Origin of the sequence: Allorhizobium undicola ORS 992 = ATCC 700741, from assembly GCF_000621665.1 — a bacterium.
GTDB lineage: Bacteria > Pseudomonadota > Alphaproteobacteria > Rhizobiales > Rhizobiaceae > Allorhizobium > Allorhizobium undicola.
In genome coordinates, this window is record NZ_JHXQ01000001.1 from 85,034 (window position 1) to 109,913 (window position 24,880).

Here is a 24,880-nt window from a genome sequence, read left to right on the forward strand (position 1 = left end):
TTTTCCGACAACCGAATATGAAAGAGGCAATTCATGGCGGATGACGAAACCCTTTCGCTGGCGCTGAACCTCGACACCTCGGCGGCGGCCAGCGCGCTCGCCGATCTCGAGGGGCGCTCGAAAAGCTTTGGCACGGCGCTGACCTCGGCGCTGAAAAGCGCCACGGTGGGCGGCAGTGATCTTGAAACCGTGCTGAAATCGCTTGCCTCCAATCTGGCGGGCATTGCGCTTAATTCCGGCTTGCAGCCGCTGCAATCGGCGCTGTCTTCGCTGGCGGGCAGCGCCACCTCCAGCCTGTCTTCCGGGCTTTCCTCGCTGTTTGCCTTTGAAAAGGGTGGCGTGCCGGGCTCCATCACGCCCTTTGCCAATGGCGGGGTGGTGTCCAGCCCCACCTATTTCGGCATGAATGGCGGCAATCTCGGGCTGATGGGCGAGGCGGGCTCGGAGGCGATCATGCCGCTGAAGCGCGGCGCCGACGGTTCGCTGGGCGTTGCCATGCATGGCGGCGGCGGTGGCTCGCAAGTCACCTTCAACGTGCAGGCGCAGGATGCGGCAAGCTTTCGCAAAAGCGAGGGACAGATTTCCGCCATGCTGGCCAGAAGCGTGCGGCGCGGCCAGCGCGGGCTGTGAGGTTTCAGGGTGAAGCATTCTGCCGAGAACACTTCATGGAACCGTCGTGCGACGGAAATACCAAAAAGCACTTACTCATTGAACGGACAGGCCGATGACGGATGCGTTTCACGAGGTGCGCTTTCCGCTGCGGGTATCGCTGACCACCAGCGGCGGCCCGGTGCGGCGCACCGATATTGTCAATCTTTCCAACGGGCGGGAAAGCCGCAACCAGCGCTGGGCCGGTTCACGCCGCAGCTATGATGCCGGTTCGGGCGTGAAATCCCTGGCCGATCTCTACACCGTGCTGGAATTTTTCGAGGCGCGGCGGGGGCGGCTGACCGGCTTTCGCTTTCGCGATCCGCTGGATCATGCGTCAGCGCGGCCCGGACAGGCGGTGACGGCTTTCGATCAGCTTATCGGCAATGGCGACGGCGCCAACCGGCGCTTCCAGCTTTTGAAAACCTATGGCGATGCGGCGGGCGGCTTTACCCGCAGCATCGCCAAGCCGGTGAGCGGCACGGTGAAGCTTGCCGTGGGCGGGGTGGCGCTTGCCTCCGGCGATTTCACGCTGGATGCGGCAAGCGGAACGGTGACACTTGCAACAGCGCCAGCTACGGGCGTGGCCGTACAGGCGGGATTTGAATTCGACGTGCCGGTACGCTTCGACACCGACACGATGGAGGTCAATCTGGAAGCCTTCAATGCGGGGAGCATTCCGTCGATCCCGCTGGTGGAGATATTGGCCTAGCATCGGACCGAAAAGTGGGAACCGGTCTTCGGGCCATCCGATGCGTGAAAAAAGCATCGGACCGAAAAGTGGGAACCGGTTTTCGGACCATCCGATGCGTGAAAAAAAGCCATCGGACCGAAAAGTGGGAACCGGTTTTCGGGCCATCCGATGCGTGAAAAAAGCCATCGGACCGAAAAGTGGGAACCGGTTTTCGGGTCATCCGATGCGCACAGTACACGACGCTTAGGCATGTGGCGTGGCCTACCCCCCTCTGCCTTGCCAGGCATCTCCCCCTCACGGGTGGAGATCGACAAGGAGTGAACTTGCTATCCAATCTCGTGGCGAGTGGGGAAGATGCCTGGCACGGCGGGAGTGCGCTCTCGTCGGGGACGCTGGACAGTCTTTGGGCCGTCTACCGGGCGGCGATATGAGGAAAGGAGTGACGGATGCGCGGATTTTCCGAGGCTTTCGCGGCGCATATCGCGGGTGAGGCGACGACGCTTGCCACGGCCTGGCGCGTGACGCGCAGCGACGGCGTGGTGCTGGGCTTTACCGATCATGATCGCGACCTGAGCTTCGATGGCACGGTGTTTTTGGCCGCAAGCGGATTTTCCATGAGTGATGGCGAGGCGGTGGCGGATCTTTCCGCCGCCGCGGCAGAGGTGGTTGGGGCCTTTTCCAGTGTCGCGATTACCGAGGCCGATTTGCTGGCTGGCCGTTATGACGGGGCGAAGGTCGAGCTTTTTCGGGTGAACTGGCAGGAGCCGGAGCAATATGCGCTGCTGAAGGTGCAGTTGATTGGCGAGGTGAAGCGGCAGGCGGGGCAATTTTCCGCCGAGCTGCGCAGCTTTACCGCCGTGCTGGAGCGCCAGCAGGGCAGGCTGTACAGCCGCCGTTGCGATGCCCGGCTGGGTGATGAGCGCTGCGGCATCGACATGGGGCAGGCGGGGCGACGGGCGACGGGAACGCTTCTTTCCATGCCCGCCGCCGACCGGCTGCTGATTGGCGGGGTGGAGGGCTTTGCCGATGGGGCCTTTCGCCATGGCAGGCTGAGCGTGACCAGCGGGGCGGAAAAGGGCCTGGAAGTGGATGTCGAAGACAGCAATAGCACCGATGACGGCCTGATGCTGAGCCTGTGGCTGCCGCTGGAGGTGACGCTTTCGCCGGGCGATGGCCTGCGGCTGGATATTGGCTGCGACAAACGCTTTGCCACCTGCCGCGACAGCTTTGCCAATGCCGCCAATTTTCGCGGCTTTCCGCATATGCCGGGCTCGGATTTCGCCTATTCCTATGTCAGCGGCAAGACCACGCATGATGGATCGGTGCTGTTTGAGTAAAAGCATTCCCAGTCAAAAGTGGAAACCGGTTTTGCGTCCGGGAATGCGTTGAAAGAAGCATTCCCAGTCAAAAGTGGAAACCGGTTTTGCGTCCGGGAATGCGTTGAAAGAAGCATTCCCAGTCAAAAGTGGATGCCGGTTTTGCGTCCGGGAATGCGTGGCGAAGGCGGGTTTCAACACAGTACACGACGCTGAGGTATGTGGCGTGGCCTACCCCCCTCTGCCTTGCCAGGCATCTCCCCCTCAAGGGGGGAGATTGCAATACGGACAAAGCGCCATTCTTCAAAGAATAGGTGTGATGACGGCGTTTTTCAGGAATTTAGGCAGGGCCTTGATCTTGCCCGATCTCCCCCCTTGAGGGGGAGATGTCCGGCAGGACAGAGGGGGGTAAACCACACGCAAAACCGTAGCGTCGTGTACTGTGGGCTTTCAATAAAATCGCGAAAACTTGATCCTGGAGGGGTGCGGCCATGCAGACGGGGCAGCGTGTATTGCGGCTGGCCGAAGGGTGGATCGGCACGCCCTATCGGCATCAGGCAAGCGAAAAGGGCGTGGGGGCCGATTGCCTGGGGCTGGTGCGTGGCCTGTGGCGCGAGCTTTACGGCTGCGAACCGGAGGCGGTGCCTGCCTATGGCCCGGACTGGGCCGAGCGCTCCGGCGAGGAGCGGCTGCTTGATGCGGCAGGGCGGCATTTCTTGCCGGTTCCGGGCTTTGGCAGCGTGGAGCCGGGGGATGTGCTGGTTTTTCGCTTTCGCGCCCACCATGCCGCCAAGCATCTGGGGATATGGGCGGGGGATGGTGTGTTCATCCACGCTTACGAACAGGCGGCGGTGACGCGCTCGGCGCTGGTGCCGTCGTGGAAGCGGCGGATTGCCGGAATTTTTCGTTTTCCTGAGGTGGAATGATGGCGACTCTGGTTCTGCAATCGGCGGGGGCAGCGCTTGGCAGCCTGTTTGGTCCGGTGGGGACGATCCTTGGCCGTGCGGCGGGCGCGCTGGCGGGCTATGCGGTGGACAGCGCCCTGATCGGCGGCACGACGGTGACGGGATCGCGTCTTTCCACGGCGCGGATCGGCGGGGCAAGCGACGGTGCGGTGGTGCCGCGCCTTTACGGCACCTCGCGCCTTGGCGGCACGCTGATCTGGGCCACGCGCTTTGAAGAGGAGGTAACGAAGGAGCGCAGCGGCAGCAAGGCTTCCAGCACCACCACCAAGACCTACAGCTATTATGCCAATATTGCGCTGGCGCTGTGCGAAGGCCCGGTTTCGGCCCTGCGGCGGGTATGGGCCGATGGCGAGGAGCTGGACCTGACGGACGTGGAGATGCGCTTCTATACAGGCACCGAAGACCAGCCGCTGGACCCGCTGATTGCCGCAAAACAGGGCGAGGACAATTGCCCGGCCTATCGCGGCCTTGCCTATGTGGTGTTCGAACGCCTGCCGCTCGACGATTACGGCAACCGTATACCCGTGCTGCAATTCGAGGTGATGCGGGCGGTGGGCGGGCTGGAAGACGCCGTTCGCGCCATCACCATCATTCCCGGCGCAACCGAGCATGGCTATGCCACCACGCAAGTGACGGAAAAGACCGGCAGCGGCTCTTCGCGCGTCATCAACCGCAATACGCTGGTGGCGGCAAGCGACTGGGCGGCCTCGCTGGACGAATTGCAGGCGCTTTGCCCCAATCTGGAAAGCGTGGCGCTGGTGGTCAGCTGGTTCGGCACGGATCTGAGGGCCGACCACTGCGCCATTTTACCCGGCGTGGAACAGGCCAGCCGCAAGGAAAGCCGCGCCTGGACCGTGGGCGGGCTGACACGCGAGCGCGCCTATCTGGTAAGCCAGCCGGAGGGCAGCCCCGCCTATGGCGGCACCCCTTGCGACACGAGCGTGCGGGAAGCCATTGCCGATCTGAAGGCACGCGGGCTGAAGGTGTTTCTCTACCCCTTCGTGATGATGGATATTCAAAGCGGCAACGGCCTGCCCGACCCCTATGGCGGCACCGAACAGGCGGCCTATCCCTGGCGGGGGCGCATTACCTGCCATCCCGCCCCCGGCAGGGCGGGAACGCCGGATTGCACGGCTGCGACCGATGCAATCGTTACGGCCTTTCTGGGCTCGGCCAAGGCATCGGACTTCGCCGCCATCGGCAATATCCTGATCTATGGCGGCAGCGATAGCGGCTATCGCCGGATGGTTCTGCATTATGCCCGGCTGGCAGCGCTGGCGGGCGGGGTGGATGGCTTCATCATCGGCTCTGAACTGCGCGGGCTGACCACACTGCGCAACGACGCCAACCGCTTTCCCTTCGTGGACGGTCTCATGACACTGGCCGAAGACGTGCGTGCCGTGCTGGGGCAGGCAAGCCGCATCACCTATGGCGCGGACTGGAGCGAGTATTTCGGCTATCACCCCGCCGACGGTTCGGGCGATGTGTTCTTTCATCTCGATCCGCTCTGGGCATCGGCGGCCATCGATGCGGTGGGGATCGACAATTACATGCCGCTGGCCGACTGGCAGGATGGCGATTTTACCGCCGCCCATCCCGATGGTTTCGTGCTGGCCGATGACAGGGCGGGTTTGCAGGGCCAGATTGTCGCCGGGGAGGGCTATGACTGGTATTATGCAAGCGAGGCCGACCGGCAGGTGCGCCGCCGCAGCGCCATTTCCGACGGGTTGAAGGGCCGCCACTGGCTCTATCGCTACAAGGATCTGGAGGGCTGGTGGAGCAATCTTCATTATAACCGCTTCAACGGCGTGGAAGTGGCAAGCCCGACGGCCTGGCAGCCGAAGATGAAGCCGCTGTGGTTTACCGAACTCGGCTGCGCGGCGGTGGAGCGGGCGGCAAACCAGCCCAATGTGTTTCCCGATCAGAAATCCTCGGAAAACGCGCTGCCCTATTTTTCCTCGGGTGCGCGCTCCGATGCCATGCAGCGGCGGTTTCTGGAGGCGCATCTCGACTGGTGGACGGGGGGAAATGCGCCCGCGGGCATGGTGGATCCGGCGCATATCTTTCTGTGGACCTGGGATGCGCGGCCCTTTCCCGCCTTTCCCTACGATACCAGCCTCTGGACCGATGGCGATAACTGGCGCACCGGCCACTGGCTGAATGGCAGGCTTGGCGCTGGCACGCTGGCTGAGGTGATTGCCGCCATTCTCACCGATCACGGCTTTGCCGATTTCGACGTTTCCGCCGTCACCGGCGATTTGCCGGGCTATGTGCAGGGAGATGTGGCTTCCGCCCGCAGCCTGATCGAGCCTCTGTTGCAGGCCTTTCTTCTGGATGTGATGGAGGTGGAGGGCAAGCTTGCCTTTCGCTCCCGCCAGGCGGTGAGCCTGCCGGCAATCGGGGTGGAGGCCTTTGTCGATCAGGAGGATCAGCCGCTCTGGCAGGAAAGCCGTGGCGATCTGGCCGATTATGCCGGGCAGGCCGTGCTGGGCTTTGCCGATCCGGCGCAGGATTACGAAGATGCCAGCGCCCGCTCGCGGCAACTGGCGGGCAGTGCGGCAAGCCTGATCTCGCTTAGCCTGCCGGCCGTGCTGGATGAGGGGCTGGCGCTTGCGGCGGCTGAGGCGCAATTGCGCGATCACCGTCTGTCGCGGCGCGGGCTGACGCTTTCGCTTGCGCCGTCGCATTTGGCCTTGCAGCCGGGCGATGTGCTGACGCTGAACGAGGGACCGGCGGGCCGCTTCATGATTTCCCGGCTGGAAGAGAGCGACGGGCTTTCGCTGGAACTGCGCGAAGTGGCGCCGCCTGTTCCCCTCGCACTTTCGGTGGCGGCCACCGGGCGGGCAAGCGCAAACCGCGCGGCACAGGGCTTTTCGCCGCTCATTGCCTATATGGATCTGCCGCGTTTCGAAAGTGGCGATACGGGCAGCTTTGCCCGCGTGGCGGGCTTTGCCAAGCCCTGGCGGAAAATGGTGATTTCCTCTTCCGCCACCACGGAAAATTATGAGAGCCGCGCCGTGCTGTCGCGGCCCGCCAGCATGGGCACGCTGGCGGGCGCCCTTGCCGCAGGCGTCAGCGGGCGCTTTGACCGGGCCAACCGCATGGTGGTGGAGCTTGCCTTTGGCAGTTTTGCCGCAGCCTCGCAGCTTTCGGTGCTGAACGGCGCAAATCTTCTGGCGGTGCTGGCCGATAACGGCGTGTGGGAGCTTCTGTCCTTCACCGATGCCAGCGAGATTGCCAGCGGCCAATGGCAGCTTTCGGGCCTTTTGCGCGGACTTTACGGCACGGAAGACGCCATGGCGGCAGGCGCATCCAGCGGCGCAACCGTGGTGGCGCTGGATGGGGCGGCGCAGTCGCTTTCGCTGTCCACCAGTGAAATAGGCCTGACGATGAACCTGATTGCCGAGGCGGCCGGTACCACGCTTGCCAGCATCGGCCCGGAAAGTTTCACCGGCGGGATCAGGGCCGAAACGCCGCTTTCGCCAGCGCATCTCAGGGCAAGGCGGCTTTCCGGCGGTGATATTGCCATAAGCTTCGTGCGGCGCGGGCGGGTGGATGCCGACAACTGGACGGCAAGCGATATTCCGCTGGAGGAGGAAAGCGAGAGCTACCGGCTGGAGATTGCCGATCAGGCCGGTGGCCTGCGGCGCAGCGTGACGCTGACATCGCCAGCCTACACCTATGGCCTGCTGGCGCAGATTGCCGATTTCGGTCAGGCGCCTGCCGGGCTGACGCTGAGCGTGCGCCAGCTTGGCCGCTATGCGGCGGGCATTGCGGCCAGCCGGACATTTTCATGGTGACGGGTTTTTCAACGAGGAAAGGACAGGACATGAACGAGACGAAACCGTGGTATGTATCGCGCACCGTCTGGGGCGCATTGGTGGCGATTGCCGCAGCCGGGCTGCATATGTCCGGCATCGATCTTGCGGTGGCCGATCAGGCCGCACTCAGCGACCAGCTGGTAGCGCTGGCCGGGGCGGCAGGCGGCCTGCTTGCCCTTTACGGGCGCCTGCGGGCGAAAAAGGAGATTGCTCCCGCCAAGTAAAGAGGCCTTGCCGGGGCGACGGAACACCGTGCAGGTCGCTGAATTTGCGTGGTTTTTTCCATCTCTCCGGCAAGATTGCGAAGCATTCATTTGCCATTCAGCCGCAAGCGCGTAAAAATCATGTCAGGATTTGAAATGCGGCGAGTGGCGGTAAATGCGATCAAAGTCGATCATGGCCAGTATTACGGCGGCGTTGATTGCCTGGGTGATGTTGCCCGGCGCAACGACGAGCGTGCCCGACATTTCCGGGCTGGTCGTGCCGGTGGACAACCAGCGCAGCGACGCCGACAATGCCGATGGCAACGACCGCGTCGATTGCCGCAGCGCCGCCTCCCGCGCCGTGGAGGAAACCGGCGGCCAGCTTCTTTCCGTTCGTCTTTCCGGCGGCCAATGCGTTATCACCATGCTGGTGCCGGGCTCTGGCGACAATGCGCGCCCGCGCAAGATGACGGTTCAGGTTTCCAAATAGCGTCCGTGTGCGTGCATGGCTGGTTATCGGGAAAAGTGGATGCCGGTTTTCCGTCCGGAAATGCGTAAATTAAAAACTTAAGGCGGTTCAGCGCTTCCGTGAAACCCTGAACCGCTGTAAACCCTTTGCCAGCCGCTGGCGGACGCGCCGGTGGTTCTTCCACGGAGACAGCACCCCCATGCGCATACTGGTCGTCGAGGACGATGCCAATCTGAACCGCCAGCTGGTCGAGGCCCTTCAGGAGGCCGGCTATGTGACCGATCAGGCCACCGATGGCGAGGAAGGTCATTTTCTGGGCGATACCGAGCCTTACGATGCCGTCATTCTCGACATCGGCCTGCCATCCATGGATGGCATCACGGTGCTGGAAAAATGGCGTGCGGGAGGGCGCACCATGCCGGTGCTGATCCTGACGGCCCGCGACCGCTGGTCCGACAAGGTGGCGGGCATCGATGCGGGCGCCGATGATTATGTGACCAAGCCCTTCCATGTGGAGGAGGTGCTGGCGCGCATTCGCGCCCTCATTCGCCGGGCTGCCGGTCACGCCTCGTCCGAAATTGCCTGCGGCCCCGTGCGGCTCGATACCAAGAGTTCCAAGGTCACGCTGTCGGGCAAGGCGCTGAAGCTGACCTCGCACGAGTTCCGGCTTCTGTCCTATCTCATGCATCACATGGATGAGGTCGTCTCGCGCACGGAACTGGTCGAACATATGTACGACCAGGATTTCGACCGCGATTCCAACACGATCGAGGTGTTTGTCGGGCGTCTGCGCAAGAAGATCGGGCTGGATATGATCGAAACCGTTCGCGGGCTTGGCTATCGCATCAAAGCGCCGGACAATGCTGCGGGTTAAATCGCTCACCCTTCGCGTTCTGCTGTTTGCGACCCTGTGGTATTCCATTGCGCTTGTGACCATTGCCGTGGTCATTTCGGCGCTTTACCGGCAGGGGGCGGAGCGCTCCTTCAACGATCTCTTGCGCGCCCAGCTCTATAATGTCGTCAATTCCGTTTCGGTGGGCGACAATGAGAGCCTGACCGGCAGTCCGGCGCTTGGCGATCTGCGCTTTTCGCAGCCGGGAACCGGCTGGTACTGGCTGGTGGAGCCATTGGGCTCCTTTAATGCCGCGCCGCTGGCCTCCACCTCGCTGGGGCTGACCAACCTGCCGGTGCCGAGCTTCGAACAGGCCCCCTTCGACCAGAATTACGAGCGCTTCTATGGCATGACCGACACGTTCGGCAACCGTCTGCGCATTGCCGAAACCGAGGTTATTCTGGATGAAAGCGGGCGGGCGGCGCGCTTTCGCGTTTCGGGCAATCTCAAGGTGGTGGAAGAGGATATTCAGGGCTTTTCGCGCAGGCTCTACGCCGCCCTTGCGCTTTTCGGTTTTGGCGGCCTGTTCGTCAACGCCATCACCATCGTGTTCGGGCTGAAGCCGCTGGACAGGGCGCGGCGCGCCCTGGAGCGCATTCGCGGCGGCGAGGCGGAGCGCATCGAGGGCGATTTTCCCCGTGAAATCGAGCCGCTGGCCAACGAGATCAATGCGCTGATCGACAGCAACCGGCGCATCGTGGAGCGGGCGCGAATGCAGGTGGGCAATCTGGCCCATTCGCTGAAAACGCCGCTTGCCGTGCTGGTCAACGAGGCGCGGGCGATCAGCGCCCCGCATGACGAGGTGGTGAAGGCGCAGGCCGACGCCATGCAGGCGCAGGTCAGCTCCTATCTCAACCGTGCCCGCATTGCCGCCCAGCGCGAATCCGTGCTATCGCGCGCCGAGGTGGAGCCGGTCGTGGAGCGGCTGGTGCGGGTGATGCGCAAGCTGAACCCCGACAAGACGTTCGACATGCAGATCGAGGCTTCGCCGCCAGCACTCGCCATGGAAAGCCAGGATCTTGAGGAAACCATCGGCAACCTGCTGGAAAACGCCGCCCGTCATGCCGAAACCACGGTGACGATCACCATAAGTCAGCTTCCGCCCGGAGAGGCGGGGCTCGATCCGGCCCGCAAGAGCTGGGTGGAGGTGGTGGTGGAGGATGATGGCCCCGGCCTTGAGCCCGGACAGATCGTCGAGGCGATGAAACGTGGCCGAAGGCTCGATGAAAGCAAGCCCGGAACCGGTCTTGGCCTGTCCATCGTCAAGGAAATCACCTCGGAATATCAGGGCACGCTTGACCTGATGCGGTCGCAGGCCGGGGGGCTGAAGGCCCGTCTGGTGCTGCCGGCAATCGGCCGCGACGGTCTGGCCTGAGCGGCGATCTCGCATCGCCATTCATATGGCAAAAGACTGACGCTTTGAGTTATCCTTTAAAACAAAGGGTTAGAGTGTTTTTTATTTCCTGTTCCGGCGAAAAATGCTCTACTGGCCGGTAATTGGTGCCGGAATCGGGCGGGCGCTGGAGCATTTTCAGGAAAAGTGGAAGCCGGTTTTCCGTCTGAAAATGCGTAAAAGCAAATAGTCAGAGCGGTTCAATGTTTCCGTGAAACAATGAACCGCTCTAAAAATAATGTTGGATTTCAATGCATAAGAGCCAATTTCGTGCGTTTGGAAAAAGCTGTGGTTCTGAATGCCGGGTTTGGGACGGGGCAAAGCGAGTTGCGGCATGACACAGGCAGGAATGATGAACAGATGCGGCCGGACCGGATTGATGATGTCGCTGATGGCGGTGGTTTTCGGCCTTTCTTCCTGTGTTACGACAAAAAATGCCGGTGGCGGCCTGTTCGGTCCGCGCAAGGAAAACCGCTCCGCCGTCTATCTTGCGGCCTTGCAGGGCGGCATCGTTTCCCGCTCGGGCGCAAGTCTTTCCAAGGGCGAGACGCAGCGGGCGCTGGAAGCCGAATATCGCGCGCTGGAAACCTCTCCAAGCGGTCAGGCCGTGACCTGGGAAGATGACGACGTGTCCGGCAAGGTCGTTGCGGCAGCACCCTATCAGGTGGGCAACCAGAACTGCCGGCAATATACCCATGGCGTATCCGTCAAGGCGCGGACCTTCGAAGCCAAGGGGGCCGCCTGCCGCAATGAGGACGGCACCTGGACACCCCTGAACTGAGGCGGGCAATTTGCCGAAGTTTATTTGACTTGCGTCAAGGTTCGCGGCACCACTCCCGTCTATAGCGGTTTGCGGACGGCTTCGCTCCATGCCTGGCATGGACGGCTGGTCTGTTGGACCTGATATGGGCGCGGGCCCATTTTACATGATATGGGCGCGAGCCCATTTTACATGATATGGGCGCGAGCCCATGTGACATTATGGGCGCGAGCCCATGGGCGGAAATGACGGGATCATGCTGTTCTGGATTGCAATTGCCGTTTTGACCTTTGGCGTGGCGGCGGCCTTTCTCCTGCCCCTGACGCGCACGGCGGCGCGAGGGATCGACGATGCCCGTGCGGCGAATATCGCCATTTATCGCGATCAATTGCGTGAGCTGGAACGGGACAAGGCCGCAGGTCTGATTCCGGCCGGAGATGCGGACAATGCCCGCGCCGAGATTGCCAGGCGGCTTCTGGCCGCCGATGCGCGGGGGGAAGCCGGGGCGGTTTCCACTTTTTCTGGAAATGGTCTGGCGCAGGCTTTCGTGGTGGTGGTGATCCCTGCCGTTTCGCTTTGTCTTTATTTGCTGATCGGTACGCCCGGTATGCCGTCGCAGCCGCTGGAGGCGCGGCTGGAAAATCCCGGCAATGATATGAACCTGCTGGTTGCCAAGGCCGAGCGGCATTTGATGCAGAACCCCGATGACGGGGCTGGCTGGGATGTGCTGGCGCCGATTTATGCGCGCATGAACCGCATGGGCGATGCCGAGCTTGCCTATCGCAACAGTGTGCGGCTGAACGGTCCCAGTGCCGACAGGCTGAACGGGCTGGGCGAGGTGCTGCTGGCCGGTCGCGACGGTGTGGTGAGCGACGAGGCGCAGGCGCTTTTCCGGCAGGCTCTGGCGCTGGAGCCCGGCAATCCGCGCGCAGCCTATTATCTTGCGCTGGCGCTGGAACAGTCCGGCGAGCGGCAGAAGGCCTTGCAGGCTTTCCGGGCGATTGCCGAAAGCTCGCCGCCAAACGCACCCTGGCAGGAGATCGTGGCCCGGCATATTGCCAGGAATGGCGGTGGGCCGCTGGCCGGCGGGCCGGTGCAGGCGCCGTCTTCGGCGCCCGGCAACCCGACGCCGGACGATGTGAAGGCCGCCAGCGCCCTTTCGGGCGCCGATCGCCAGCAGATGATCCGCGCCATGGTGGATGGCCTCGATGCGAAGCTGAAGGCCGAACCTGACAATTTCGACGGCTGGATGCGGCTTCTGCGCTCTTATGCGGTGCTGAAGGAAGAGGACAAGGCCATGGCCACCCTGAAGGAAAGCCTCAAGGCCTTTCCGGCGGCGGGTGCACAGGGGCAGCAATTGCTGGCCATGGCCGAAGAACTGGGCCTGCCGGTGAAGGAGGCATTGAAGTGACGCGCAAACAGAAACGTCTGGCGGTGATTGCCGGTGGCATGAGCTTCATCATGGCCGCGGTCATTCTCATCCTCTTCGCCTTCGGCCAATCGGTTTCCTATTTCTACATGCCCTCCGATCTTGCCAAGACCCCCGTTGGCCCCGGCACGCGCATTCGGCTGGGCGGGCTGGTCGAGGCCGGTTCCGTAGAGCGCGGGGGCGGTTCCACCGTTCGTTTTGCCGTGACGGATGGCAGCGCCCGCGTGCCCGTGACCTATACCGGCATTTTGCCGGATCTGTTTCGCGAGGGGCAGGGCGTGGTGACGGAAGGCGTGTTCGATGCAGGCGGTTCACTGTTTGCGGCCGATACCGTGCTGGCCAAGCATGACGAGAAATATATGCCCAAGGAAGTGGCCGACCGGATGAAGAAGGACGGCGTCTGGAAGGGAGAGGGGCAATGATAATCGAGCTTGGCCATTATGCCCTCGTGCTGGCGCTGGCGGCGGCCATCGTCACCTCCATTCTGCCGGTGATCGGCGCAAGGCGTGGCGATCAGGCCCTGATGCGAACCGCCGTTACCGGCACCTTCGCGCAGTTCTTGCTGGTGGTGCTGGCCTTTGCCGTGCTGGCCCATGCCTATCTGGTGTCGGATTTTTCGCTGCTCAACGTCTATCAGAACTCGCATTCGCTGATGCCTGCCATCTATCGTTTCTCCGGTGTCTGGGGCAATCACGAGGGCTCCATGATGCTGTGGCTGCTGATCTTGTGCCTGTTCAGCGCCATGGTGGCGGGGTTCGGCGTCAACCTGCCGGTGCGGCTCAAGGCCAATGTGCTGGCGGTGCAGGCCTGGATTACGGTGGCCTTTCTGCTGTTCATTCTTCTGACGTCCAATCCCTTTCTGCGGCTCAACCCCGCCCCCGCAGAGGGGCAGGATCTCAACCCCGTGCTTCAGGATCCGGGGCTGGCGGTGCATCCGCCGCTGCTTTATCTGGGTTATGTCGGCTTTTCCGTCTGTTTCTCCTTCGCCATTGCAGCACTTCTCGAAGGACGCATCGATGCCGCATGGGCGCGCTGGGTGCGGCCCTGGACGCTTGCCGCCTGGACTTTTTTGACCGCTGGCATCGCCATGGGCTCCTATTGGGCCTATTACGAACTGGGCTGGGGCGGCTGGTGGTTCTGGGATCCGGTGGAAAATGCCTCCTTCATGCCGTGGCTTGCCGGAACGGCGCTGCTGCATTCGGCGCTGGTGATGGAAAAGCGCGATGCGCTGAAAATCTGGACCGTGCTGCTGGCGATCCTGACCTTTTCGCTCTCGCTGCTCGGCACCTTTCTGGTGCGCTCCGGCGTCTTGACCTCGGTTCATGCCTTTGCCAGCGATCCGAGCCGGGGCATTTTCATCCTGTGCATTCTGATGCTGTTCATTGGCGGTGCGCTGTTTCTGTTCATGCTGCGCGCGCCGGGGCTGAAGGCGGGCGGGCTGTTTGCCCCGATTTCCCGCGAGGGAGCGCTGGTTCTCAACAATCTCATCCTGACGGTCTCAACGGCGACCGTGCTGATCGGCACGCTCTATCCGCTGGTTCTCGATACGCTGACGGGGGAAAAGATCTCGGTCGGCGCGCCCTTCTTCAACCTCACCTTCGGCCTGTTGATGATCCCGCTGATCCTTGCCGTGCCTTTCGGGCCGATGCTGGCATGGAAGCGGGGTGATCTTGCCGGGGCGCTGCAACGGTTATACATGGCCGCCTGTCTTTCGCTGCTGGTGGGGCTTGGGCTTTACTATGCCGAAAATGGCGGGCCGGTTCTGGCAATTGCGGGCCTTGCGGCGGGCTTTTTCCTGCTGTTCGGCGCAGGTGCCGATCTCTGGTTTCGTGCCGGTTTCGGCAAGCAGACCTTTGCCCTTGCCCTGCGCCGTCTGGCGGGTCTGCCGCGCTCGGCCTTTGGCACGGCCCTTGCCCATGCCGGGCTTGGCGTGACGGTTCTGGGCATTGTCGCGGTCACGACCTTCCAGACCGAAACCGTGGTGGAAATGGTGCCCGGCCAGACGGTGGAAGCCGGTGGCTATGCCATTACCTATGACGGGCTGCGCTCCAGCAAGGGTCCGAATTTCACGGAAGACAGGGGCCACTTCACCTTGCGCCGTGGCGGGGTTTCCAAGGGGGATGTATGGTCTTCCAAGCGCCTTTACACCGCGCGACGGATGCCTACAACCGAAGCCGGGATCCGCACCTTCGGCTTCAGCCAGCTTTACGTCTCTCTCGGCGATGCCATGGACAATGGCGGCATGGTGGTGCGCATCTGGTGGAAGCCGTGGATCACCTGTATCTGGGGCGGGGCGCTGGTGATGATGCTGGGCGGGCTGGTGTCGCTCAGCGACCGGCGGCTGCGGGTCGGCGCGCCGCGCCGCAGGGCAGCGCTTGCGACAAAGGGGCTGGAGGCGGCGGAGTGAAACGTCTTGGCGCCGCCATCCTCCTGTTTCTCCTGAGCCTTGCGCCGCAGGCGCTGGCCGTCAACCCGGATGAGGTTCTGGCCGATCCGGCGCTGGAAGCCCGCGCCCGCCACCTTTCCACGCAATTGCGCTGCATGGTGTGCCAGAACCAGTCCATCGACGATTCCAACGCGGAACTGGCCAAGGATTTGCGCCTGCTGGTGCGCGAGCGCATTTCCAAGGGCGACAGCGACGAACAGGTGATCGATTATCTCGTATCCCGATATGGCCAGTTTGTGCTGCTGAAGCCGCGCCTTTCGCCCGAAACTCTGGGGCTGTGGGGCGCGCCAGTCCTGTTTCTGGCCTTTGGTGGGGCGGCGGCCCTGCTTTACCTGCGCCGCCGGGGTGATCGCGGGTCAATAGCGGCGCTGACCCCACAGGAAGAGGCGCGGCTGAAGCGGCTGATGGAAGAGGAGCCGGGAACCTGACCGGAAGATTGCCTTTCGCATTACGAAATTTTCATCTGCCGGACAGTTCGCTGTAACATGTGCTGACCTATATGTGGATCATCCACCGAGGAAAAGCGGTTTGCGATTTCTCAGATAACAGATGAAGGTGATCCCATGTCGAAGACGAACACCCCGCGCAGTTTCAAGTCGGTCATGAAAGCCGGAACGGCAGCGGGCCTGGCGGCTGTGATGCTGGCAGGTGCAGCGCCGCTGACCATGCCCGCCTATGCCGCGCCGGTGAATGTGCAGGCGCCGCAGATGCCGAGCTTCTCCGGCGTTGTCGAGGCCGTTCTGCCTGCTGTCGTGTCCATCCGCGTGCAGTCCAATGCGCGACAGGAGGCCGATGACAACAGCTTCTCCTTCAATGGCCGCGATTTCGATCAATTGCCCGACCCGCTGAAGCGCTTCTTCCGGGAATGGGGAATGCCCGGCCCCGACGGTCACGGCGGTCCCCGCGCCGAGCGCGGCCCGCATGGCGACCAGCGCGCCGAGCGGCCGCGCCGCCTGCGCCCGACCGCCCAGGGCTCCGGCTTCTTCATTTCCGAAGATGGCTATATCGTCACAAACAACCACGTCGTCTCCGATGGCGAGGCCTATACGGTGGTGATGAACGACGGCACGGAACTCGACGCCAAGCTGGTGGGCAAGGACCCGCGCACCGATCTTGCCGTGCTGAAGGTCAACGAGCCGAACAAGAAATTCACCTATGTGCAATGGGCCGATGACGACAAGGTCAAGGTCGGCGACTGGGTGGTGGCCGTGGGCAATCCCTTCGGCCTTGGCGGCACCGTCACGGGCGGTATCGTTTCGGCCTTCGGTCGTGACATCGGCTCCGGCCCCTATGACGATTACATTCAGATCGATGCGGCCGTGAACCGGGGGAACTCCGGCGGTCCGGCCTTCAATCTGAGCGGCCAGGTGGTGGGCATCAACACCGCGATCTTCTCGCCGTCCGGCGGCAGCGTCGGCATCGGCTTTGCCATTCCCGCCTCCACCGCCAAGGATGTCGTGGCCTCGCTGATGAAGAATGGTTCGGTCCAGCGCGGCTGGCTGGGCGTGCAGATCCAGCCCGTCACCAAGGATATTGCCGACTCGCTTGGCCTATCGGAAGCGCGCGGCGCATTGGTTGCCGAACCGCAGACAGATTCTCCCGGTGCAAAGGCTGGCATCAAGCAGGGCGACGTCATCACCGCCGTCAATGGCGAGCCGGTGAAGGACCCGCGTGATCTTGCACGCCGCATCGCCTCCTTCGCGCCCGGCACCAAGGTGGACGTTTCCGTCTGGCGCGGTGGCAAGGCAACCTCGCTGAAGGTCGATCTCGGCAAGCTGCCGACAGACGACAAGGCGGCAACCGGCCCCGAAGACGATCAGAGCCAGGAAGATCGTGGCGCTCCGGCAACCGAACAGGCGCTGGCAGGTCTCGGCGTTACCGTACAGCCCGCCGAAGGCGGCAAGGGCCTGACGATTACCGATGTCGATCCCGACTCCGACGCCGCCGACAAGGGCATCAAGGCTGGCGAGACGATCACCTCCGTCAACAATCAGGAGGTCTTCAAGCCCGCCGACGTCACGAAGATCATCGAGCAGGCCAGGAAGGACGGCCGCAGCAAGGCGCTGTTCCAGATCCAGACCGACAAGGGCAGCCGCTTCGTGGCATTGCCGGTCAACCAGGGCTGATCCTTTCTGCTTCACCATGGAAGGGGCGGCCGGATGCGTTCGGCGGCCCCTTTTCAGTTTCGGGAAAAGTGCGTGGCGCTATTGCTCGGGAAATGCGCCAGAACCTCAGCGCCGGGAAAGATGACAATGGGACAAATGGCTGAAACGGAAAGAACAGGCTGGGCAGAAAAGAGCGAGGCCGATAATGTCCAGCGCATGAAGATACTTGTCATTGAAGACGATCTGGAAGCCGCAGCCTATATGGTGAAGGCTTTCCGCGAGGCCAGCATTACCGCCGACCACGCCAGCGATGGCGAGGCGGGTTTGTTCATGGGCAGCGAAAACAGCTATGACGTGCTGATTATCGACCGGATGCTTCCGCGCCGCGATGGACTTTCGGTGATTTCGGAACTGCGCAAGCGCGGCGTCAACACCCCGGTTCTCATTCTCTCGGCTCTCGGCCAGGTGGATGACCGCGTTACGGGTCTGCGGGCAGGCGGTGACGATTATCTGCCCAAGCCCTATGCCTTCTCCGAGCTTCTGGCCCGTGTCGAGGTTCTGGGGCGGCGCAAGGGCGCGCCGGAACAGGACATGGTCTATCGCGTCGGCGATCTCGAGCTTGACCGGCTTTCCCACGAAGTGCGGCGCGGCGGCAAGGAAATCCTGCTGCAACCGCGTGAGTTTCGCCTGCTGGAATATCTCATGAAAAATGCCGGTCAGGTGGTGACGCGCACCATGCTGCTCGAACATGTCTGGGACTATCATTTCGACCCGCAGACCAATGTCATCGATGTGCATGTGTCGCGGCTGCGCTCCAAGATCGAGCGGGATTTCGACAAGCCGCTTTTGAAAACCGTGCGCGGCGCGGGCTATATGATCAAGGATGAAGGCTGAGCATGGGCCGGATGGGGGTTATGTTCCGCTCCACGGCGGTGCGGTTTTCAGCGCTCTACATTCTGCTTTTTGCGCTGTGTGCTGCATTTCTCGTGTTTTACGTCACGGCTCTGTCTGAGCGGTTGCTGAACCAGCAGACGCGGGAAGGCTTGCAGCAGGAAGTCAACGTCATCCAGAATGTCTATGAGCGGGCGGGCGTAAACGGGCTTCTCAAGCTGATGGAACGGCGGATGCGCCAGCCCGGTGCCAATCTCTACGTGATTGCCGGGCCCAATGGCGAGATGATGGCCGGTAACGTCGCCTCGCTGCAACCCGGCGTGCTGGATCATGCAGGCTGGACGGATTTTCCCTTCGTTTACGACCGCTACGAGGAAAGCGGCAACGCGCCGCATCATCTGGCGATTGCCCATGTCATCATTCTCGATAACGGCTTGCGCATTCTGGTGGGCCGTGATCTCGGCGAACCCACCCGTTTCCGTTATCTGGTGCGCCGGGCATTGATGGTGGCGCTGGCGATCATGGGCGGCGGGGCGGTGGTGATCTGGTTCGGCATTGGCCGCAATGCGCTGAAGCGTATCGACAGGGTTTCGGCGGCAAGCAAGAAGATCATGGCCGGTGATCTTGCCCAGCGGCTGCCGGTCACGGGCTCCGGCGATGAATTCGACCGGCTTTCGGTGTCGCTCAATGAAATGCTGGAACGTATCGGCAAGCTGAACGAGGGGCTGCGGCAGGTATCCGACAATATTGCCCATGATCTCAAGACGCCGCTGACAAGGCTGCGCAACCGCGCCGTCGATGCGCTGGATCATGATGACGGCGAGGTGCGGCGCCAAGCGCTGGAAGGCATTATCGGTGAATCCGACCAGTTGATCCGCACCTTCAATGCCCTGCTGATGATTTCCCGCGTGGAGGCAGGGTCGATTGCTGCCGAACTCAGCGATCTCGATCTTTCCACCATCGCCGCAGAAACCGTGGAGTTGTACGAGCCGGTGGCGGAGGAGGCAAATTATCTGCTGCGATCCGACATCGCGGAAAACTGCCAGGTGCGCGGCAATCGTGAATTGATCGGTCAGGCCATTTTCAATCTTCTCGACAATGCGATAAAATATGCCGGAGACGGCGGCAGCGAAATTCGCCTGGGCCTTGTCTGCGATGGCGTGAATGTGCGGCTTTGGGTGGCGGATCAGGGGCCGGGCATTCCGGCAGATCGGCGGGAGGATGCCGTCAAGCGCTTCGTGCGGCTGGATGAAAGCCGCAGCAAGCCGGGCACCGGGCTTGGACTTTCGCTGGTGGAGGCGGTGATGGCCCTGCATGGCGGCAGGCTGGAACTGTCTGCCACCAGAGAGGATGCCCCGTCCTCTCCGGGCCTGACGGCGACCATGCTTTTCCCTGTCTTCAAGGGATAGGCCATAATCCGGCCGCAGCGAAACGGAGATCGGGAAGACGGGCTGCAAGGCCAAGGCTGGGAGGCAAGGCATGATGAGGGATGAGGCAACGGGTGGCGGGGAGGGCGCGAGCCTTCTTTCACGGGTGAGGCCGGGGGTTCTTCAGCCTTTGAACAAGACGGAATTGAAGACGGTGAACGCCATTTTCAAGGATCTCGCCCGTGCCGAGCCTGATCTTGCCGATCTGCTGGCAGCTGATACCGGATCGGAAAACGAGGCGCGCGCCTTTTTGGCGGCGGCGTTGACGCTTTCACCTTTTCTGCGTGAGACGCTGGAGTTTCGGCCTGCCTTGCTGCTATCGGCTGCCAAGGAGCCGTTGGAAGGCCGGTTGGAGGCTCTTGTTCAGGCAGCCCGAACGGCCTGGATGCCAGAGGGAGAGGGGCCAGCCCCCGCCGAAGCGGAGGTGATGGCGCGGCTGCGCCGTGCCAAGCGGGAGCTGGCCTTTTTGCTGGCGCTGGCCGATCTTGGCCGCGTGCATGATGCCCGCAGCACCACAGCCTGGCTCAGCCGCATGGCCGATGCGGCGATTGCCTCGGCCATCGACCATCTGCTGCTTCAGGCCCATGACGGCGGCAAGCTTCGCCTGCCGGACCGGGCGGCGCCATCTACCGGCAGCGGATTGGTGGTGCTGGGCATGGGCAAGCTCGGCGCCATGGAGCTGAACTACTCGTCCGACATCGACCTCGTGGTGTTTTTCGAGCCGCTGAGCGCAATCCTGATCGATCCTGACGATGCCAGCGAAACCTATGGGCGGATGATGCGCCGCCTGATCCGCATTCTCCAGGAACGCACGGCAGACGGCTATGTGTTTCGCACCGATCTGCGCCTGCGGCCCGATCCGGGGTCTACGCCGCTGGCCATTCCGGTGGAGGCCGCGCTGATCTATTACGAGGGGCGCGGGCAGAACTGGGAGCGCGCCGCCTTCATCAAGGCGCGGCCCGTGGCCGGGGATCTGGCCGCCGGACGCGGCTTTATCAAGGAAATGCAGCCCTTCATCTATCGGCGCTATCTCGATTATGCGGCGATTGCCGATATTCATTCGATCAAGCGGCAGATCCATGTTCACAAGGGGCATGGGGCCATTGCGGTCAAGGGCCATAACGTCAAGCTAGGTCGCGGCGGCATCCGCGAGATCGAGTTTTTTGCCCAGACCCAGCAATTGATCGCAGGCGGACGAATGCCCGATTTGCGGCTGCGCAGCACCGAGGCTGCACTGGAGGGCTTGCGGGTGGCAGGCTGGATCGATGCCGCGACCGCCGGTGAACTGACGGAAGCCTACTGGTTTTTGCGCGATGTCGAACACCGCATCCAGATGGTGCGGGATGAGCAGAGCCACGTGCTGCCCACGACGGAAGCCGAATTGAAGCGCATTGCCCTGATGATGGGCTTTGATGGCGCGGCCGCATTTTCCGCCGCGCTGGAAAGGCGGCTGCGGGTGGTGGAACGGCGCTATGCGCAGCTTTTCGAGCATGAGGAGGGGCTGTCGGTTGACGGCAATCTCGTCTTTACCGGCCAGAAGGACGATCCGGATACGCTGCGCACGCTTGAAAAGCTGGGCTTCGAGCGAGCCGGGGATATTTCGAGGGTCATCCGCACCTGGCATTATGGCCGCTACCGCGCCACGCAATCGGTGGAAGCGCGCGAAAGGCTGACGGAACTGACGCCGCTTCTCCTGCAAAGCTTCGGCAAGAGCCGGCGGGCCGATGAGGCCTTGCTGCGTTTCGATCAGTTTCTCTCCGGCCTTCCGGCAGGTATCCAACTGTTTTCGCTGCTGGCCAGCAATCCGCCGCTTCTGGAACTCATGGTGGATGTGATGGCTGCGGCGCCGAGGCTTGCGGAACTGATTGCAGCGCGCCCGCATGTCTTCGACGGAATGCTCGACCCGCGCCTCATGAGCGATCTTCCGACGCGGGATTATCTTTCCGTTCGGCTGTCGGCCTTTCTGAGTGGAGCGCGGATCTATGAGGATATTCTCGACCGGTTGCGCATTTTTGCGGCGGAGCAGCGCTTTTTGATTGGTATTCGGCTGCTGACGGGTGCCATTTCCGGCGATGCCGCAGGCCTTGCCTTCACCGATCTTGCCGATCTGGTGATCGCGGAGGCTTATCGCGCCGTGCGCAGCGAAATGGAACTGGCGCATGGCCGCATTGCCGGGGGGCGCGTGGCGCTGGTGGGCATGGGCAAGCTTGGCTCACGGGAGCTTACTGCCGGTTCGGATGTCGATCTCATCCTGCTGTATGAACATGACGATGAGTCAGGCGAAAGCGACGGGGCAAAGTCGTTGGATCCCGTGCGCTATTACACGCGGTTCACGCAGCGGCTGATTGCCGCCTTGTCCGCGCCCACGGCGGAAGGGGTGCTCTATGAAGTGGATATGCGGCTGCGCCCTTCCGGCAACAAGGGGCCGGTCGCCACAAGGCTTAAATCCTTTGCGCGCTATCAGCGGGAAGAGGCCTGGACCTGGGAGCATATGGCGCTGACGCGGGCACGGCTGATTGCCGGCGACGACATGCTGATTGACGAAGCGGGCCTGATCATTCGCGAAATGGTGGGCCTTGCGCGTGACCGGCAAAAGGTGGCGGCGGATGTGCGTGAAATGCGCGACCTGATCGACAAGGAAAAGCCGCCGCAGGGGGTGTGGGATTTCAAGCTGATGGCCGGAGGCCTGATCGATCTGGAGTTCATGGCGCAATATCTGCGGCTGACGGATGACCGGCCGATGAAACTGGGCCTGACGACCATGGAGGCCCTGCAAGAGCTTGCGCCAGAAACGCTCAGCCCTTCGGATGCAGAGACCATCTTGCAAGCCTTGATGCTTTACACCGAACTGTCCCAGTTGATCCGTGCCTCGATCGAAGGCGGGATGGATAGCGCCAATGCTCCGGCTGGGCTGACGGACCGGCTGCTGCGCCTTGGCGATTGCCCGGACATCAAGACGCTTGAAGCGCATGTGCGACAAACCGCAAAGGCGGTGCGCAAGATATTTCTGGCGCTGGTGGCGGGGTAGAAAAAGGTCCGGGAGATCAGTTTTTCCGCGTCCCGCGATAGCGCTCCAGCGGCATGGCGGGCGGGCAATCGGGCATGGCAATGCAAACGGCGGTGCCGCGGCCTTCCAGTGAGCGGATTTTCAGCCGCCCGCCATGCATCATGGTGAGCGAGCGTGAAATGGCCAGCCCAAGGCCGGAGCCGCCCTTGCTCTTGGCATATTGACTTTGCACCTGTTCGAACGGCTGGCCGATCTTGCCGATGGCCTGCCGCGGAATGCCAATTCCCGTATCCGCGATAATCAGCGACACGCCGCCCGCCACCTTGCGGGCGCGCACCGCGATCCTGCCGCCTTCATCCGTAAACTTCACAGCATTGGAGAGAATATTGAGCAATATCTGCTTTATGGCGCGGCGATCTGCCGTGAGCGTCAGACCGCTGTCGATTTTCGGCTCGATGGAGATGTTTTTCCCCGTGGCGGAAATTGTCGTCAGCCTCAGTGTCTCATCGATCAGCGGCGCGAAGTCTATCGTTTCACATTTCAGCACCATGTGCCCGGCCTCGATCTTCGACATATCCAGTATGTCGTTGATGACATTGAGCAGATGCTTGCCGCTATCGTGAATATCGCGGGCATATTCGCAATATTTCGGCGAGCCCAACGGGCCGAACATGCCGGTGGAGAGGATTTCCGAAAAGCCGAGAATGGCGTTCAGCGGCGTGCGCAGCTCATGCGACATATTGGCGAGGAATTCGGATTTCGCCTTATTGGCGGCTTCGGCGCGCTGTTTTTCGGCAAGGTATTTTTCATTGGCTTCCGAAAGCTCGGATTTTTGCCGCTCAAGTTTTTTCTGCGAGGCGGAAAGGTCGCCGATCGTCGCCATCAATCGCCGCTCCTGCTCGCGCAGGCGCTCCTGGTGGCGCTTCAGCTGGGTAATATCCGTGCCAACGGATACCATGCCGCCGTCGCGGGTGCGCCGTTCGTTGATTTGCAGCCAGCGCTCATCGGCAAGCTGCAATTCCATGGTGCGGGCGCTGCCGAAACCGGACGGGTCGCTGACGCGGCGCTGGATGATGGGCCGGGCGGCTGCCGCATTGACGACGGCGCGTTCCGTGCCGGGCACCAGAACCCCATCGGGCAGGCCGTAGACCTGCTGGAAATGCGCATTGCACATGACGAGCCGGTCATGCTTGTCCCACAGCACGAAGGCCTCCGACGTGCATTCGATGGCATCGGCCAGGCGCTGATCGGCCTCCGCATAGCGCTGCGCCAGCCGATGCTGCTCGGTGACGTCCATGGCAATGCCGATGACATGCGGTGCGCCGCTGCTGGTGCGAATGACCTGTGCGCGGGCGCGAAGCCACACATAATGGCCATTGGCATGGCGCATACGGAAGACCTGATCGATCTGGCGGCTTTCGCCACGCCCCACCGCCTTCGCCAGCGCATAAAGATTGCCGTCGTCGGGATGCATCAGCCTTGCGGCGTCGGCAAAGGCCAAAGCCTCGCCCGCACGAGGCGAGAGCCCGAGAATGTCATACATGGATTGTGACCAGACGAGCTTGCGGCTGGCGAGATCGAAATCCCACAAACCGCAACGCCCGCGCGACAGCGCCGTCTCGATACGCCGATTGGATTCCAGGAAAATATCGGTGGTTTCACGCGCCCGGCGCGCCTGGGTGAAATAGGCATAGAGAATGCCCATGAGAATGAGCGAGATCGCCGAAAACAGCGTGACATTCAACGCAATCTCGGCTCGCCAGTAGTCAGCCGCCGATTTCAGCGAATGAGCCGCCATGACCAGCGCGCCCTCCGTGCCGGTCGGCGTCAGAACGGCGATATGGCTCAGACCGTTAATGTCCGTTTCAATGGCGCCGGTCTGGTCGGCATAGGTCCGGAAGGTGGCAACCTCCGGGAAAAGATCCATGACATGAGAGCCGATAAAGCCTGCGCCTGCATCGGAGGCGGCCATCACCTTGCCCTCCGGATTGAGCAGCAGCACGAAGCTTTCGTTATCGAGCCGTGACTGCGGCAGGAAACGGGAAATCAACGCCTCCGCCTCCTGGCGCGACAGCGCGGCGGGAGGCGTTTGCGTGCTGGAAAGGGCGGTTGCCGCCACGCTTGCCATCATTGCCGTGGAATGGCGAATGGCGCTTTCCATGCGGGAATATTCCGACAAAAGCCCAAGCCCGCGCGCCAGCGCGATGACAATGAGAAAGGCGACAACGAGAACGGGAATGATGTGGCGCAAGGCCGCATCCGTATGGGTAACGGACAGGCTTTCGGCCGCCTGCATCTTCCGAACAACCGATAGAATCCATTCCATCAGCCGGGGAAATCTGAGACGCAACCGCTCATCGGCTGCGGTTGCCCGCTGCACGTCCACCATTCTTCCTGCCTTGATCCTCGCTGAT

At 62.3% G+C, this 24,880-nt stretch carries 19 protein-coding genes; 18 read left to right on the plus strand and 1 reads right to left on the minus strand.

Going from position 1 to position 24,880, the window contains the following annotated elements; all coding sequences use genetic code 11:
• Positions 1-33: 33 nt before the first annotated feature.
• From T424_RS0100470 to T424_RS0100560, 18 genes are all read left to right on the plus strand, one after another.
• Positions 34-630: a phage tail tape measure protein gene (locus T424_RS0100470; protein ID WP_027485969.1), complete on the plus strand. Its 597-nt coding sequence runs from the start codon at positions 34-36 to the stop codon at positions 628-630.
• 94 nt (positions 631-724) lie between these two features.
• The gene (locus tag T424_RS0100475) at positions 725-1,360 is read left to right on the plus strand and encodes a DUF2460 domain-containing protein (RefSeq protein ID WP_027485970.1); all 636 of its coding nucleotides are present in this window, start codon (positions 725-727) and stop codon (positions 1,358-1,360) included.
• A 428-nt stretch (positions 1,361-1,788) separates the two neighbouring features.
• Positions 1,789-2,679: a DUF2163 domain-containing protein gene (locus tag T424_RS0100480; RefSeq protein WP_027485971.1), complete on the plus strand. Its 891-nt coding sequence runs from the start codon at positions 1,789-1,791 to the stop codon at positions 2,677-2,679.
• Positions 2,680-3,149: 470 nt separating this feature from the next.
• Entirely contained in the window at positions 3,150-3,584 is a 435-nt protein-coding gene (locus T424_RS0100485) for an NlpC/P60 family protein (RefSeq protein ID WP_027485972.1), read from the plus strand.
• Entirely contained in the window at positions 3,584-7,423 is a 3,840-nt protein-coding gene (locus tag T424_RS0100490; RefSeq protein ID WP_027485973.1) for a baseplate multidomain protein megatron, read from the plus strand. The genes T424_RS0100485 and T424_RS0100490 overlap by 1 nt, the downstream gene beginning before the upstream one ends.
• Before the next feature lie 29 nt (positions 7,424-7,452).
• On the plus strand, positions 7,453-7,668 hold the full coding sequence (locus tag T424_RS0100495; protein ID WP_027485974.1) for a hypothetical protein: 216 nt from the start codon (positions 7,453-7,455) through the stop codon (positions 7,666-7,668).
• A 172-nt stretch (positions 7,669-7,840) separates the two neighbouring features.
• Positions 7,841-8,137 (plus strand): hypothetical protein, encoded by a 297-nt coding sequence (locus T424_RS0100500; protein WP_027485975.1) that lies wholly within the window; start codon positions 7,841-7,843, stop codon positions 8,135-8,137.
• 178 nt (positions 8,138-8,315) lie between these two features.
• Complete coding sequence (locus T424_RS0100505) at positions 8,316-8,990, plus strand: response regulator transcription factor (protein WP_027485976.1); 675 nt, start codon at positions 8,316-8,318, stop codon at positions 8,988-8,990.
• On the plus strand, positions 8,980-10,383 hold the full coding sequence (locus tag T424_RS0100510; RefSeq protein WP_027485977.1) for a sensor histidine kinase: 1,404 nt from the start codon (positions 8,980-8,982) through the stop codon (positions 10,381-10,383). Before T424_RS0100505 ends, T424_RS0100510 begins: the two co-directional genes overlap by 11 nt.
• A 352-nt stretch (positions 10,384-10,735) precedes the next feature.
• Positions 10,736-11,182, plus strand: a complete 447-nt coding sequence (locus T424_RS0100520) for a hypothetical protein (protein ID WP_407921368.1) — start codon at positions 10,736-10,738, stop codon at positions 11,180-11,182.
• A 235-nt stretch (positions 11,183-11,417) separates the two neighbouring features.
• Positions 11,418-12,572, plus strand: coding sequence for a c-type cytochrome biogenesis protein CcmI (ccmI, locus tag T424_RS0100525; RefSeq protein WP_027485979.1), 1,155 nt, complete (start codon positions 11,418-11,420; stop codon positions 12,570-12,572).
• Positions 12,569-13,012, plus strand: a complete 444-nt coding sequence (ccmE, locus tag T424_RS0100530) for a cytochrome c maturation protein CcmE (RefSeq protein ID WP_027485980.1) — start codon at positions 12,569-12,571, stop codon at positions 13,010-13,012. Before ccmI ends, ccmE begins: the two co-directional genes overlap by 4 nt.
• A complete protein-coding gene (locus T424_RS0100535) occupies positions 13,009-14,997 on the plus strand; it encodes a heme lyase CcmF/NrfE family subunit (protein WP_027485981.1) in 1,989 nt (662 codons plus the stop codon). The genes ccmE and T424_RS0100535 overlap by 4 nt, the downstream gene beginning before the upstream one ends.
• On the plus strand, positions 14,994-15,464 hold the full coding sequence (locus T424_RS0100540) for a cytochrome c-type biogenesis protein (RefSeq protein ID WP_027485982.1): 471 nt from the start codon (positions 14,994-14,996) through the stop codon (positions 15,462-15,464). Before T424_RS0100535 ends, T424_RS0100540 begins: the two co-directional genes overlap by 4 nt.
• A gap of 135 nt (positions 15,465-15,599) precedes the next feature.
• On the plus strand, positions 15,600-17,162 hold the full coding sequence (locus T424_RS0100545; RefSeq protein ID WP_027485983.1) for a Do family serine endopeptidase: 1,563 nt from the start codon (positions 15,600-15,602) through the stop codon (positions 17,160-17,162).
• Between the two features lie 126 nt (positions 17,163-17,288).
• Positions 17,289-18,035, plus strand: coding sequence for a response regulator transcription factor (locus T424_RS0100550; protein ID WP_027485984.1), 747 nt, complete (start codon positions 17,289-17,291; stop codon positions 18,033-18,035).
• A gap of 2 nt (positions 18,036-18,037) precedes the next feature.
• Positions 18,038-19,441, plus strand: a complete 1,404-nt coding sequence (locus tag T424_RS0100555; RefSeq protein ID WP_027485985.1) for a sensor histidine kinase — start codon at positions 18,038-18,040, stop codon at positions 19,439-19,441.
• 73 nt (positions 19,442-19,514) lie between these two features.
• On the plus strand, positions 19,515-22,487 hold the full coding sequence (locus T424_RS0100560) for a bifunctional [glutamine synthetase] adenylyltransferase/[glutamine synthetase]-adenylyl-L-tyrosine phosphorylase (protein ID WP_027485986.1): 2,973 nt from the start codon (positions 19,515-19,517) through the stop codon (positions 22,485-22,487).
• A gap of 16 nt (positions 22,488-22,503) precedes the next feature.
• On the opposite strand, the gene T424_RS0100565 is transcribed toward T424_RS0100560, so the two are convergent.
• Positions 22,504-24,855, minus strand: coding sequence for a PAS domain-containing sensor histidine kinase (locus tag T424_RS0100565; RefSeq protein WP_027485987.1), 2,352 nt, complete (start codon positions 24,853-24,855; stop codon positions 22,504-22,506).
• Positions 24,856-24,880 lie beyond the last annotated feature (25 nt).

Bases quoted from the DNA above. Each gene is read 5' to 3' on its own strand.
- T424_RS0100470 (WP_027485969.1), top strand. From the start codon at position 34: ATGGCGGATGACGAAACCCTTTCGCTGGCGCTGAACCTCGACACCTCG.
- T424_RS0100475 (WP_027485970.1), top strand. From the start codon at position 725: ATGACGGATGCGTTTCACGAGGTGCGCTTTCCGCTGCGGGTATCGCTG.
- T424_RS0100480 (WP_027485971.1), top strand. From the start codon at position 1,789: ATGCGCGGATTTTCCGAGGCTTTCGCGGCGCATATCGCGGGTGAGGCG.
- T424_RS0100485 (WP_027485972.1), top strand. From the start codon at position 3,150: ATGCAGACGGGGCAGCGTGTATTGCGGCTGGCCGAAGGGTGGATCGGC.
- T424_RS0100490 (WP_027485973.1), top strand. From the start codon at position 3,584: ATGGCGACTCTGGTTCTGCAATCGGCGGGGGCAGCGCTTGGCAGCCTG.
- T424_RS0100495 (WP_027485974.1), top strand. From the start codon at position 7,453: ATGAACGAGACGAAACCGTGGTATGTATCGCGCACCGTCTGGGGCGCA.
- T424_RS0100500 (WP_027485975.1), top strand. From the start codon at position 7,841: ATGGCCAGTATTACGGCGGCGTTGATTGCCTGGGTGATGTTGCCCGGC.
- T424_RS0100505 (WP_027485976.1), top strand. From the start codon at position 8,316: ATGCGCATACTGGTCGTCGAGGACGATGCCAATCTGAACCGCCAGCTG.
- T424_RS0100520 (WP_407921368.1), top strand. From the start codon at position 10,736: ATGACACAGGCAGGAATGATGAACAGATGCGGCCGGACCGGATTGATG.
- ccmI (WP_027485979.1), top strand. From the start codon at position 11,418: ATGCTGTTCTGGATTGCAATTGCCGTTTTGACCTTTGGCGTGGCGGCG.
- T424_RS0100535 (WP_027485981.1), top strand. From the start codon at position 13,009: ATGATAATCGAGCTTGGCCATTATGCCCTCGTGCTGGCGCTGGCGGCG.
- T424_RS0100545 (WP_027485983.1), top strand. From the start codon at position 15,600: ATGTCGAAGACGAACACCCCGCGCAGTTTCAAGTCGGTCATGAAAGCC.
- T424_RS0100550 (WP_027485984.1), top strand. From the start codon at position 17,289: ATGGGACAAATGGCTGAAACGGAAAGAACAGGCTGGGCAGAAAAGAGC.
- T424_RS0100555 (WP_027485985.1), top strand. From the start codon at position 18,038: ATGGGCCGGATGGGGGTTATGTTCCGCTCCACGGCGGTGCGGTTTTCA.
- T424_RS0100560 (WP_027485986.1), top strand. From the start codon at position 19,515: ATGAGGGATGAGGCAACGGGTGGCGGGGAGGGCGCGAGCCTTCTTTCA.
- T424_RS0100565 (WP_027485987.1), bottom strand. From the start codon at position 24,855: ATGGTGGACGTGCAGCGGGCAACCGCAGCCGATGAGCGGTTGCGTCTC.